The following is a 14011-nucleotide window of genomic DNA, read 5'->3' as shown; positions in this document are numbered from 1 at the left end:
GCTAACTCAACAGTCGCTCCAAAAAGACCAGTCCGCGGATCAACACTACTATTCTCAGCAGGTCCAAAATTACCCGCATTCGTCGTGAAAGCACTCATAAAAAAATCCCTACATTTGAAAAGTCCTGAAAATCTGCTCTATATGAAAAATACCAGCAAGCTGTCAGTTGTAGGGGGACAGCGTAACTCTAATCTACGCAGTTACACAGCTGCATCTATGATGCTCATGGCACAGTATCTTTAGCGGAAGCTACGGGGGTAATAAGTTGAACACACCCGAACCACGCGCCTCGTTTTACCATTGTCAATACTTTCTTGTTGAAAGTATTGACAAGGCCCTATGGCGATATTTCCAATTCCCGCAGAGCTTTCGCATGGTTGAAGGCATGCTGGCTTATAAAGGAAGCATCGTCACGCACAAGACGATGTGCGAATAGACTGAAAAATTCGGTCGAGACCGCGCCAACACAGTCTGTCACCATATCTGTCGCGGTACACCGCAGCTTGGACACAAAATGAACTCAACTGTTCCGGAGCTGCCAATCAGGCGATCGGCCTCACCAGCTGTGATCACTGTCAGCACAAGGGGTTGAACAATCTGGCCAAGAATTTGCATCAACCAATCCGCCGATGCGAGCGAGCCATGAAGCGTTTCAAATCAACGCTACACTTGCAGTACTTGCCCCCTATTCACGGCCCAATCAATGATCTTCACCACTTTCTTCACAATCAATTCGGTTCTTCAGATAACGCTGATCCTTCAGAATACAATTAATATATGATATAAAATCGTATGTCTAAAATACGCCCAAGATTAGCATTACAAATACACCTGCGCACCCGTGCAGTTTAAATTTGCAATAAAAATAAAACATCTAAGGGCCCAAGAAATACTTAATCCGATTCAGCTAATAAAGAATTTGAAAAAAACCAAGAGGATTTCCGAAACTATCGAAACCCAGATCCGGACATACCAGCATACTATCGTCATTAGGGTGGTAGTAATAATATTGTGCATTATTTACATTACCTATATAATCAGTAGATACGTATATATTTCCCTCATAATCTTCATTACATATCAACTCGACAAAAGGAGTTATACCATTACTTAATGTACTTACTATTACTTTTTGATCACTGATAAAATTAAAAGGGGAATTTATTTTTTTATCAATGACAAATCTTGCTGGGCCATCGACTGATATTATTACTGGCACATTTCCGTAATGAACTGCCGCATTTGAAAACCTTCCTGCGTAACAACTTACTCGGATTGGCGTCACACCATCATAAGGGGCATATCCCTCATAAAATTCACTATTGCCTCCCATGTCTAGAGCTCCACATGCTACCCAATTGTTTTCGTACGTGGTGAGAGAAAGCGCAATCGCAGTCAAGAAAGCATCGGCTGCTACCTTTATGTTTAATTCTTTTAAAATAACATCGTTTAGAGCTATACTCTTATTTAATACATTAACTATTATCCAGCTGCATCCGACACTGATCGTCTCAATTTTTACTTCCTGAGATCCCGAATTTGCAGTCTTCCCCTTAAGACTGTAACCATTATTATAAACTTCATATGCATCAGGGTTCTGAACGAATTTTGCAGGACCGTCTACACTTAAGTCTAGGACGAAAGGCTGATCTACAGCTGGATTACCGCTACACATTAAAGTTACTCTAGCGGTTATTGTTTCACCTAAATCAACACTCCCCGGAGTAACATCTAGGTAAAGTGTATAAAGTGAATTCTCAAAGCTGAACTCTGTATAATCAACGGTATCAGAAATATAAACACCGTCTGAATACAAACCTACGCTTATTATTCCTTCAAACGGCTTTGTGGCGACGAACCTGGCTCTATCGACGGATTGACCTTCACATTTAACACTATACGTTTTCTCATCGCTGATATTGCCATTCCCATCAAGAAAATATACGCTATCTTGATTTATCCCATTGAATTGGAAAATTGCAGTAATTTTGTTGTCAGAAATTGGGCCGTTGAACACAACTTCAGCATCAATTATAAAATCTGAACGAGGACGAGCACTGTACGGCCATGGTCTAGCTGGGCTATTATTGAGCCTAATTGTTAAATCTTTACTCATTTAATTTATCCTTAAAAAGAGACAATTATGGCCTGCTCCACATAAAAGAAAACTGGCCAATTGAACAGGTATATTGGGACACGACAAACAGCTCATATCAACTGTCATAAAGAAGAGGCCGTTCAAGAAACTTAACAGCTAGGCCCTGTTGACAAAGTAGATTTTCAAATCAGCTAAAGCGTGATTCTAGGCTGCCTTTTAGGAGGCAGTTATGGCGTGCGGGGATCTTAGTGAGCAGGGATGGGTTCTGATTGAGGGCTTGTTGCCTGCTGAACGGGGCGAAAGTCTCGACCTGCGTTGGATAATCGCCGTTATCTCAACGGTATGCTTTATGTTTTGCGAGTTGGCCGTCCCTGGCGCGATATGCATGAGCGCTACGGCAAATGGAATTCGGTTATGTCTGATTTCGACGCTTGGCGGAACAGGGCGTACGGGATGCTCTTTTGGAAACACTCATCGAGCTGGGCTTAAATGATGACTGGCAACATATGATCGACAGCGCAACTGTTCGTGGTCATTCTCAGGCAGCCGGCGCAAAAGGGGACTCATAAGGAAACGTTTGGTCGATCACGCGACGGGTTTCCGACAAAGGCCCATGCCCGTACAGACGGTCAAAAACGCCCTCCTGGCTTCATCCTCACAGGCAGAGAGGCTTCGGATTACAACGCAGTTGAGGCCTTGATGTCCATTCCTGTGAGAAAGCCCAGACTATTGCTCGCCGATAAAAGCTATGATGGCGACAACATTCGGGACGCTCTTCTGTGCAGTGGCAGAAAGCCCGTTATTCCGCCCAAAGCAAACGGAAAAACCCTCCAGCTTGCGACTTCCAGGCTTACAAGGATCGCAACCGCTTCGAGCGTATGTTCAATAGGTTAAAGCAATTCCGTCGCATTGCCACTCGGTAAGACAAAACCAGAAAATCTTTCGAGGCATTCCTGGCCATCGCCGCCATCAAAATACGGCTGCCAAACTTTGTCAACATGCCCTAGATTAAGCACTGTCTGCACTTAAGGTTTCCCCTTTCGTTGAAATTCTGATTCAAGGTCGTTGAAAAAGAACCACCTTGAGTGGGCAAATTCTTACATACGCGCAAAGGGATCGAATTGAAGGTTATTTACCTGGTCGGGTTGGACTGCCGGGGCGGAGTGAGGTCGACAACCGATTGTTTGCCGACGCTATTTTATGGATGGCCGCCATTACGGCACACTGGCGCGGTCTGCCGGCGGTTGTTGAAATGGACTGCGGTTCATGCGCGCCTCCGGCGCTGGTGTATGGGAAATGCTTTTCCATGCTTTGGCAAACAGCCCAGACTTTGAATATGTTCTGATCGATAGCACAATATCGAAAGTGCATGCGGATGCGACTGGTACAAAAGGGGGGGGCGCTGCCTGTATCGGTCGTTCGCGTGGAGGGTTGACCACCAAACTTCATGCTGTCGTTGATGCCATCGGCCTGCCGATCCGCATCCATCCAACGCCCGGCCAATATGGCGACAGCTCACAGGCCCAGGCTCTTCTGCCCGGATTAAACGGTGTCGGTCATGTCATTGCGGATGCTGCCTATGATGCGGACAATCTGCGAAACTTTATTGCCGACAACCTCAAGGCAACCGCACAGATCAAGGCCAGTCCAACACACTCGAGAACGACATCAAAAGATTGGGCGCTCTACAAGGAGCGCCATCAGATTGAATGCTTCTTCATCAAACTCAACCGTTTCAGAAGGATCGCACTGTGATGCGAGAAGACGCTCTGCGCTTTCATCGGATCCGTCCATCTCGCTTGTGCTATGATATGGTTCAAATGAATGCAGACAGAGCCTAAAGCGCCGATCTGATTCCAGCAGATTTCAACGCGCTCTAGCTGTAGGTTCTCAGGAGGTTGTCATTCTGAGCAGATTGAGGAGACTGGAGTTATCAGACCTCAGTTTTCCAGGATCGCCCCGAATGAGGATTCGCAAGAATGCCCGACTGACGCCTTTGCGTCGAGAGGAGATGGCCGTGGCTGTTATCGACAGCACGCTCAAAAAAGTGCAAGCAGCTTGTGTCTATGCCGTTTCGCGCAAGATCGTGCGCGCTGGGTCGAGCGCTTCAGGCAAGGTGGAGGGCTACCATGGCTGAGCGTTCGTCGCGGCCCAAGAACGGTCTCGTGCTGACAGATGCGGGTTTGTGCGAATGCATTGCAGTGCTTCGCCGCCAGCGCCTGACCGGCAAAGCACATCGCCCTGGAGACAGGTGTATCACCGGCACCAGTCAGCCGCGTCCTCAAGCGCCTCGGCCGCTTTAATCGCGGCGGTCACCGCATCATCGCAGCAACATTGCCGCCATCGACTGTGATCACCGCACCCGTTGATGTGCGTGCGGTAATAAGATGCAGAAATGCCTGCGCCACGTCATCCGCCAGTACTTCGCGTTTAAGAAGATTGCCACGCATATAAATCTCCGGTGTGACGCCGCGCGCCTGTGCACGTTCCTCAACCATCTCGTCAGTCATCAACCCCGTGCGGATGCGATCAGGATTAACGGCATTGACCGTAATTCCGTCAACAGCATGTTCGAGAGAATATTGGCGCATCAACGCCATCAAGGCCGCTTTTGATGTGCCATAAGGGCCAAAATCCGGACCTGGATTGACCGCCTGTTTACTCACATTGAAGACGATGGAACCACCGGTCTTCTGTTGCTTCATAACTTTGACTGCCGCGCGTGCAATATAGTGATGGCTCCAGAAGTTGAGATCAAAGGCGCGTTTGAAAAGCGCATCATCAACCGACTCCAAAGCCCCCTGAAAAGCCGCCCCGGCATTGGAAACCAGAATATCGACACCGCCGTAGAAGGCCGCAATTTCGGCCATCGCCTTTTCTGCGGCCAATGGATCCGTCAGGTCGCAAGTCACAGCCTTGCCACCCAATCGCCTGGCTTCTGCGGACACGCGCTGCGCATCAATATCGATCAGTGCGATTTCAGCGCCCTGTTCTTTCAGGCGCTGCGCAATCGCAAGACCCAGACCACCGGCCCCCCCGGTGATCACCGCGACCTGCCGCGTCAGTGGCTTCTCGGTTTGTTTGGCAAGCTTTGCCTGCTCAAGCGACCAGTATTCGATGTCGAACAGGTCTTCCTCGCTCAAGGCTTCAAACTGGTCAATTCCTTCTGCACCGCGAATGACTTCTATGGTTGCTTCTGCAACATCCGCGCCGATACGGGCTGCCTTTTGTGTCGGCCCCGCAGCAAACACGCCAATCCCATCGACATAAAACACCCGTGGCATCGGATCGAGCATGGTTTTACCACCGCCGACCCGGGCATTGTTGCGCTCAAAATAGCGCGTATAGTCAGCCACATAAGCTGCAACAGCCTCTTTAACCTTTGCCGCCCATCCCTCAAGATCATTTGCCAGCGGAGCGGGTAAAGCCACGCCGTAACGCTTGATATGGATCACATGTTCAGGCGTTGCATTGCCGCGACGCACCAGATCAGCAACGTTTGGAGCACCACAGAAATCAAGGATTTCACTATTGGAACGATGCTCGATAATGAAACGTCGCGGCTGACCTTCTTGGCTGCCTGCAAGCGCAATCGCGCCACGCAGGATAGGTGCAATATCTGAAACCGACGCCAGTTCCTGCGCTTGTTTTTTGCTGCTGGCCTGACCAAAAGGATGTGGATTGCCCTGCGCAATGCGCTTTTCAGCGCGGTCGATCGCCTCGATCATATTCTCATACGCAATACGCGGGTCTTCAGACCATGTGAAGATGCCGTGCTTGAGCAGGATCATGCCCGGTGCCTCCGGGCGCTCTGAAAATGCCTTAAGGCAAGCCTTTGAGAGATCGAAACCCGGCATGACATAGGGCACAATGATCATTTCGGGGAACAATTCCCGGATAAGCGCTTCGCCGTTGGGTTGGTTTGTCAGTGCGACAATCGCATTGGCATGCGTATGATCGACATGTTTAAATGGCAGAATTGCATGAAGAATGGCTTCAACCGATGGGTTAGGCGAAGAAGGATCAAGCAGCAACCGGCGCTGCAGCATCACCATGTCATCATCGCTGAGCGTTTCATAATTCACCATGGCTTTCAGACGCTCAAGGTGAAGGGCTGGCAGACCAGCGGGCTCGATTTTACCCATATCCCAGCCACTGCCCTTCACGCAAAGCACGTCAACCGGGGTGCCATCATGATCGCTCAACGTCGTCTTGACCGACGTGTTGCCACCACCATGCAAAACAAGCTTTGGTTCGGACCCCAGCAAACGTGTGGTATAAGTGCGGATGGCAACATCGCGATTGATGCCTGCTTTTTCATAGGCACCGACGATTGCTGTAAAATCCGCATCTGACCAGTTCGATTTCATCTGCCAGGCTCCTCAGTTGGCAATCTGCGGCCACAACAGCGCAGACATAGACAAGCTTCCATGGGAAATAGTTTTCCCATGGCATAACAATGATTTATGAAGATAGCTCCTCAACTGTATACAATTGACACTATATGCTGACATTAGTCAACTTGATTGATTGTCTTATTGATTAAAAGCTTTTTCTGTGCGACTCAGATTCACACTAAAAACAGGAAATGAGTATGACATTGGACGATCTGACGCCGTCTACGCATGCCATCCCGGCTGAATTTGATGACGCCATCGTCTGGGCTGCCTGGCTCTATTATGAAGACCAGCTCACCCAGAACGATATTGCCAAGAGAATGGGCGTATCCCGGGCCACAATCGTCAATTATCTGCAGGAAGCACGACAGCGCGGTGTCGTGCGAATTCTGATGAATTCGGAAATAATGGCGCGCACCGAGATCGCCCATAAACTGGCCGCGCAATATGGGCTTGAAGAAGTGATGGTCATTCCAAGTGATCAGAGCGCTTCTACAGACATGCGTTTACAAGCGCTTGGAACCGGGGGGGCGCGTCTCGTTGAGCGCATGGTAAAACCCGGCGATACAATATGCGTTTCCTGGGGCCGCACTGTGCTGGCCTTGGCGGACGCGATCAGTCTGCCGCGTCCGTTAGAAGGCTTGCAGGTCGTTCAGGTGACGGGATCATCCATTGGCAAGCGGGAATTTGCGGCGGAGCTCTGTGCATCAATCATGGCACGCAACATCGGAGCGACGAGTATTAATATGCTCGCTCCCGCTGTGTTAAGCAGTGCCGGCCTGCGTGATGCTCTGATGGGCGAGCCCGCTTTGCTCAAACAGTTCGAGCTTATTGCACAGGCAGATATGATCATTTTTGGCGTCGGCACACTGTCTTCGGAAAGCACGATGCGCATTGCCGATGTAACCAGCAATGAAGAAATAGACGCTTATGCAAAAGATGGAGCGGTTGCCGTTCTGATCTGCCGCTTTCTCGATGAAGCCGGCAAACAGGTTGTTCGCGCGCTGGACAAGCGTGTGATCGGGATTGAGCTTGATGAATTGCGCGGGGTTCCACGCAGGCTTTGTGTTGCAGGCGGCGCCAGCAAAGTCGAGGCCATCCATGCCGTCCTGACAGGCGGCTATGCCACGCATCTGGTGACAGATTTCGAGGCCGCCAGACTTTTACTTTCGAGATAGAGCGCATCCCGAAAAGTATAAGACGGTTTTCGGGTAAGATGCGCGTTCAAAAATCTGGTTAGAGCATCGCTTTGATTAAACAGGTGCGGATTGGAAACCGACATCCGCACCCTTCAGGTTTAATGCTTGATCGGTGTTGTGTTCATAAAGGCAAGCGTATCTTCAAAAGAGCGAATGCCCGCATCAGAACCAAGCCCGGTGGCAACCAGTGCTGCCGATGACTGCGCGAAATTCAGCGCAGTTTTTACATCCATCTTGCGATGAAGCGCTGTGATAAACCCTGCATCAAAAGCATCGCCGCAGCCGGTTGTATCGACAACTTCGATCTCGAATGCAGGCTGATGTAAGATTTCGCCAGAAGCGGCCATATAACAAACACCCTCTCCACCAAGCGTGAAGACACAGTGCTTGACACCCTGATCAAGGAAAAAGCGGCCTGCTCCTTCCACATCGTCAGCACCTGAAATCTGCTTGGCTTCCTCAATCGAGGGCATAAAATAATCAATATAAGGGAAAAGCGGTGCAATCAGATCAAGCGTGCCTTCATTGGCACCCAGAAGATCGAAAGTCGTGGTGCGACCACGTGCTTTTGCCTCGGCAAGCAATTTACGGCTGGGCTCACCATCGAGTTTTGCCAGAAGACCCGTACCACCCAGATGAATAATGGGCGGTGCAAGAACGGCATCCAGCGCTTCATCGGCAACTTCAAAATGATCCGAGGCGCCACGCGCATGAAGCGCAGGACGATCACCATTGCGGCGGATATTCAGAATTGACGCCGATGTCGGAACACCTTTGAGACGCTGCATCTGTGCTGTATCGACACCAAAACGTTGCAGGGTTGCCAGCACAAAATCAGCCTTTTCATCATCACCCACCGCACCAACCGCCAGACAATTGAGCCCAAGCTTTGCGAGATCGACAACGGTTCCACCTGCAGTTCCGGCAACGGTCAACCGGATTTCATCAATGAAATCCACATTGCCACCCTGCGGAATTGCATCAACAGGACGTCCGAGAACGTCGAGAATATAAAGTCCGATAACAGACACATCGTGAGACATAAAATCCTCCCAGATTACGAGCAGCAAAGCGCATAATTTTATTGATTAGCTGCGATTGCGCAGCGCGAAAATTGTGCCCGCAAGCAGAATGAAGATGCCGATAATGGCAAGTTGCAGCGTGCTGGGGATGCCGACGAAAATCAGCACATTGCTCACCAGTGTGATCAGAAAAACGCCGAGCAACGTGCCGATAACCGAGCCGGAGCCGCCGGTAATGCGCGCACCGCCAAGCACGACCGCAGCAATGATCTCAAGCTCCATCCCCGCAAGATCAAAGGGGTTGGCCAGACGATTGCTCGAAACATGCACAACGCCTGCAATACCAGCCAAAAGGCCTGCATAGGCAAAGACGAAAATACGCACACGAAACAGGTTGATACCAAGGCGTTCAGCAATCGACGGATTGCCACCAACCGCGAAGATCGCGCGGCCCATCAGCGTGCGCTCAAGAATAAACCACGTCACAAAAGCCGCAACAACCAGCACCAGCACCGTGGCAGGCAGCACCGAAACGACACCGTTTGATGCCTGATGTGTAAACAAGGACGCCTTGCCGAAAGCATCCATTGCCGCTGGAATATTCATGAAAAGTGCTGTGCCAACGAAGGTTAGCAGAAAGCTTCTGATGACATATTGCGTGCCGATGGTGACAATCAGCGATGGCGCATTCAGTTTCTGCACGAGAAAGCCATTGAGCGCGCCAAAACAAGCGCCGCCCATCGCAGCCAGCACCAGAATGACCGCCATGGGCATGTCCGGAAACCAGTTTGTCACCAGCATGGTCAAAGCATACATCACGAAGGCAGCGATTGCAGTAAAGGATACGTCGATACCGCCAGATGCAAGCACCACAAGAACACCCATGGCAAACAGACCACGCACCACAGAAGCACGCAGAATATCGACCATATTGCTCATCTGAAGAAAATCAGGGTTGGCAGCAATAACAACCAGACAGGTAACAACCACCAGCAACAGCGTGAAGAGCTCTGGCCTTGTTCCCATTAAATCCCATGCTCGGAGCAAAATGCCCCGGTTCTGAACACCGGATTTTTCTGCCGATACGCTATCGGTCATTGCGCGATCTCCTTTGCAGGGCTGGCCATGGATGCATAGATCGCGTCTTCAGTCAGTCCATCGGCATTGTGTTGCGCAACGATCCTGCCCTGGCGCATGACCAGAATACGATCACAGTTCTGCAAGAGTTCGGGCAAGTCGTCGCTGATGATGATCACACCCATGCCATCGTCCGCTAGACGCTGGATGATGCGAAAAATCGTGTCTTTTGATCCCACATCCACGCCAACGGTCGGCCCGTGCAGGATAAGCAGTTGCGGATTGATTGTCAGCCAGCGGCCAATCAGCACGCGCTGTTGGTTGCCGCCAGAAAGCGATTGCACAGGGATGGAAACATCGGGAGCTACAATCTGAAGATCGGCAACGCTGTCTTCCGCAACTTTTCGCGCTCTGCGCGCACTGATCACGCCCAGCGCATTGCGCAGGCGGTCCAGAATTGGCAGCGTTATATTCTCTTCAATCGGCTTTTCGAGAAAAAGCCCTTCCGTCAGCCGGTCTTCAGGAACATAGCCAATACCGTATTTGATGGCGTCAGCGGCAGACTGGGGCGCGATCTCCTTGCCGTTGAGCGTTATCTTTCCCGACTGCGCAGGCACGACGCCGGACAGGGCTAAAGCAAGTTCATTGCGCCCCGAATCAAGCAGCCCCGTAACGCCCAGAATTTCCCCTTTTTTCAAGCTGAATGAAACAGATCGAAAATTCTGTCCGTCGCCAAGCTGATCGACATCGAGCATCACCGCGCCAAGTTTCGGTTCCGTGCGATAGCGCATTTCGCTGATCTCGCGGCCTGTCATCCAGTGACTGAATTCAGCCTTGGTGTGGGTAGCAACGTCAAGTTCAGCCACCTTCAAACCATCGCGCATGATAATCGCACGGCCACCAAGGGATTTACACTCATCAAGCTTGTGCGTCACAAAGAGCACGGCAACGCCTTTGTGCAGCAGCTTTTCCACCACCTGCAAAAGATTGACGACTTCCTGTCGTGTCAGCGAGGTGGTCGGTTCATCCATGATAACCAGACGCGCCTCCGAAGCAACGGCACGGGCAATTGCGATCAACTGGCGCGTGGCAAGCGGCAACGTATCGGTACGGCGCTTTAAGAAGGCGGCATCTGTCGGCAGGTGAACTTCTGCCAGCGCGCGGCGTGCCGTTTCCTGCAATGCCTTGATATCAAGCCTGCGCGCAAGCTTGCCGGAGGCTTCGACAAGCTGTTCGGTGAAGGCAACATTTTCCGCCACAGAAAGGTTGGGCAGCAAAGACAGGTCCTGATAAACTGTCTCAATTCCCGCCCGCAAAGAACCGATAGCACCAATGTCGCCAGCACGGGCGCCAGTTGGCTCGCCATCAATGAAAATCTGTCCTTCATCAGCGGGTTGAGCGCCGGACAGAATCTTAATCAACGTGCTCTTGCCACAGCCATTCTCACCCATCAGATGGTAGATCTGGCCTGCTTCAATCACCAGGCTGACTTCTTTAAGTGCCTTGACCCCGCCAAAGGATTTCTTGACGTTTCTGATTTCAAGAAATGGCGGCACTGATGCAGTTTTTGAATTTGTGGCGTGCATGAAAAATTCCTGAAACTCTCAGACTTTTTAAGATGTGCAATCGCTTCAAACGCTCACCTTGGAGCGCTGGTCACGCTGATTTTATCAGACCAGTGCACCGGTCCGGGGCTGTCGTGGTGCAAAACAGCCCCGGAACGCTATCGATTGGGCTTATGCGATATTAAAACGGATAGTCCTTATAGTTGGACTTATCGACATCCACCCAAGCCTGACCCTGAATGATGACGCCCTTGCCAGGCCCCTTTACCACGGTCACCTTCTCATAGCCGGGAACACCAAGGTCCATTCCGTCCTTGATTTCCTGACCCTGCAGAACCAGATCAGCGACCTTGTTCATCACATAACCGGCATCCTTGGGGTCCCAAAAGAAGATTTGATCCACCGCGCCGGTATCAAGATAAGGACCGCTATCTTTTGGCAAACCAAGGCCATAAACGCAGGTCTTATCCTGAAGCCCTGCTTCTTCAACCGCGCGGCCAATACCGATCACGTCAATCGCAGACGATCCCTGAAAGCCCTTGATGTCGGGATATTTACGCAGAATTTCCTTGGCCTTCTCATAGGCCTTGTTGGCATCGTTGAAGGACTCATTCTTTTCGGCAACCAGTTCCATTTCCGGATACTGCTTTGCATTTTCAGCACCCGCATCCACCCACTGGTTGTGGGTCAGACTACCCAGCGAACCCACAAATGACGTCCACTTGCCAGACTTGCCCATGCAGTTTGCAAGCGCTTCATTGATGCGTTTGCCAAAAGCCTTGTTGTCAAACGCTTCAATGTCGACATCGACATTGGTCAGGCTATCGCCTTCATGGGCAATAACCTTGATACCACGCTGTGCTGCACGACGCAGAACGCCTTCAAGGGCAGATGGATCCATTGGCACGACCGCAATCGCAGAGACATTCTTGGCGACAAGATCTTCAAGAATGCGTGCCTGCTGAGCCGCATCAGCCTTTGCTGGGCCGACCTGGTTTGTGATGACATTGGGGTTGTCTTTGCCATAAGCATCGACGCCTTCGTTCATACGGGTAAACCAGTTTTCGCCGGTAACCTTCACAACCGTTGTAATCGTCGGCTTGTCTTGCGCGATGGCAGTTCCGGCCATCATTGCGCCTGCGAGCATTGTGCACGCCATAAGTTTTGAAAGTGTACGCATGTTTCTCCTCCAATGATAAAAGATGCTTATTCTCGAACGTCACTCCTTTGGGCCAGCACGTTTCCTCCCGGCTAAACCCATAAGAGAATTGATCATCGTCTCAGCCGAAACCAGTAACCGAGGTGCACACGGGCCGATGCCAGCAAAACCAAAAGCAAAACGCCCCACGCCAAATCGCGGAAAAAATTGGAAATGTTCATGAAATTGAACAGGCTTGAGAGAATCTGAAGGGCTGTTGCAGCGAGAAGCACGCACAGCACTTTGCCGTAACCACCTTCAGGCTTTACGCCGCCAAGCACCGCGATCAGGATTGCAATAAGCACATAAGAGCCACCATAATCCCATTTTACCGAAGAGTTACGGGCCGCAATGATAATACCTGCAACCGAAGCCAGCACACCGCAGAGCGTATAGGTGACAAGCAGCATACGCTTTTCGTTGATGCCTCCATAGCGTGCCGCCTTGGAATTGCTGCCCAACAGCATCAACTTGACACCGAACGGGGTATATTTGAGCAAAAATGCCAGCAATGCAGCGATAGCCAGAAACAGGGCAAAGCACATCGGGATGCTCAGAATTGGCATATTGCCGAAATTATCGAGCGGCTCGATATAGCCCAGGCTGATCGCAGAACCATTGGTGAGGAATACCGCAAATCCGGTAAAAACAAGCTGCGTTCCAAGCGTGGCAATCAGCGGCGTGAGACGCGCATAGGCAATCATGATGCCGTTGATAAATCCGCCCAGCAGTCCCACGCACAACGCCAGACCAGCGAAGACCCATGAAAAGAGAAGCGGTGCATCCGCGACCGGAATGAAATTACGTGTCAGCAAAAAAGCGATGATACCTGCCAGATTGGCAAGTGCGATGCCCGACAGATCAATGCCGCCATTTCCCGAAATCATGGCGAGCATGACACCGAGCGCCAGAAGCCCGAGTTCGGGAACCTGCGATGCCATGGACTGCAAATTATAGCTGTCCATAAAATTCGCGCCAGCAAAAATGGCGCCGGCAGCGAGCACAGCAATATTGATCAAAAGCAGAAAAAGCGTCTGCCTGTCCACGCTATTCGATGACACGTCATCTCCTCCCAATATCGAGGGCTCCCACCCTCAAATGAACTGGTGCTACCAAGCTCATAGGCTATATGCCACTTGACTCTGACATTTGTCAGTAGTCACTATCGTTTGTCAACACTTTTCGGTTCGCAACCTGAAACCCCTTGTAATCAAGCGTTTCCGATCAATTTTTCTGAGAGGCCTGACGTGGTTCGATTGTTGCTATATTTTGTCGGCCGCTCATTTTTTGACATTTGTTAAATAATAGCCGAATTTTTTCAGAGATTGCAAATCGTAAAATTGCGGGTGATTGCATCCGAAACAAAATAACGGATGCGAGCTTTCGGGACCCACATAAATTTCATTTGCAACTATGATCGAGTGCGCGCAGCGTATAAGTCGAACAAGCAATTAA

8 protein-coding genes and 3 pseudogenes are annotated in these 14011 nt (G+C 50.6%); 4 read left to right on the top strand and 7 right to left on the bottom strand.

Going from position 1 to position 14011, the window contains the following annotated elements; all coding sequences use genetic code 11:
* Positions 1-907 precede the first annotated feature (907 nt).
* Entirely contained in the window at positions 908-2116 is a 1209-nt protein-coding gene (locus ABE527_RS17340) for a hypothetical protein (RefSeq protein WP_499697685.1), read from the bottom strand.
* 211 nt (positions 2117-2327) lie between these two features.
* Between ABE527_RS17340 and ABE527_RS17335 the strand changes: the two are divergent.
* From ABE527_RS17335 to ABE527_RS17325, 3 pseudogenes are all read left to right on the top strand, one after another.
* Positions 2328-3105 (top strand): annotated as a pseudogene (locus ABE527_RS17335) (IS5 family transposase).
* Positions 3106-3179: 74 nt separating this feature from the next.
* Positions 3180-3922: pseudogene (locus ABE527_RS17330) on the top strand (IS5 family transposase).
* 139 nt (positions 3923-4061) lie between these two features.
* A pseudogene (locus ABE527_RS17325) lies at positions 4062-4393 on the top strand (leucine zipper domain-containing protein); the annotation flags it as partial.
* Between the two features lie 17 nt (positions 4394-4410).
* Here the strand turns inward: ABE527_RS17325 and ABE527_RS17320 are convergent.
* Complete coding sequence (locus ABE527_RS17320; protein WP_499697684.1) at positions 4411-6468, bottom strand: bifunctional aldolase/short-chain dehydrogenase; 2058 nt, start codon at positions 6466-6468, stop codon at positions 4411-4413.
* 224 nt (positions 6469-6692) lie between these two features.
* On the opposite strand from ABE527_RS17320, the gene ABE527_RS17315 reads away from it, so the two are divergent.
* The gene (locus ABE527_RS17315) at positions 6693-7673 is read left to right on the top strand and encodes a sugar-binding transcriptional regulator (protein WP_396998948.1); all 981 of its coding nucleotides are present in this window, start codon (positions 6693-6695) and stop codon (positions 7671-7673) included.
* A 119-nt stretch (positions 7674-7792) separates the two neighbouring features.
* On the opposite strand, the gene ABE527_RS17310 is transcribed toward ABE527_RS17315, so the two are convergent.
* From ABE527_RS17310 to ABE527_RS17290, 5 genes are all read right to left on the bottom strand, one after another.
* Positions 7793-8737 carry a carbohydrate kinase family protein gene (locus tag ABE527_RS17310; protein WP_396998947.1) on the bottom strand — a complete coding sequence of 315 codons (945 nt, stop codon included), beginning with the start codon at positions 8735-8737 and terminating at the stop codon, positions 7793-7795.
* A 45-nt stretch (positions 8738-8782) separates the two neighbouring features.
* Positions 8783-9814: an ABC transporter permease gene (locus tag ABE527_RS17305; protein WP_499697683.1), complete on the bottom strand. Its 1032-nt coding sequence runs from the start codon at positions 9812-9814 to the stop codon at positions 8783-8785.
* Complete coding sequence (locus ABE527_RS17300) at positions 9811-11379, bottom strand: sugar ABC transporter ATP-binding protein (RefSeq protein ID WP_499697682.1); 1569 nt, start codon at positions 11377-11379, stop codon at positions 9811-9813. Before ABE527_RS17300 ends, ABE527_RS17305 begins: the two co-directional genes overlap by 4 nt.
* A gap of 160 nt (positions 11380-11539) precedes the next feature.
* Positions 11540-12538: a substrate-binding domain-containing protein gene (locus ABE527_RS17295; protein WP_265986954.1), complete on the bottom strand. Its 999-nt coding sequence runs from the start codon at positions 12536-12538 to the stop codon at positions 11540-11542.
* A 92-nt stretch (positions 12539-12630) separates the two neighbouring features.
* A complete protein-coding gene (locus tag ABE527_RS17290; protein ID WP_265986953.1) occupies positions 12631-13617 on the bottom strand; it encodes an ABC transporter permease in 987 nt (328 codons plus the stop codon).
* Positions 13618-14011: the final 394 nt, after the last annotated feature.

Source organism: Brucella sp. TWI432 (genome assembly GCF_039674445.1).
In the GTDB taxonomy this organism is placed as follows: Bacteria; Pseudomonadota; Alphaproteobacteria; order Rhizobiales; family Rhizobiaceae; genus Brucella; species Brucella chromiisoli.
Note: the sequence above shows the minus strand (reverse complement) of the source record. Positions and strands in the feature narration are given on the sequence as shown.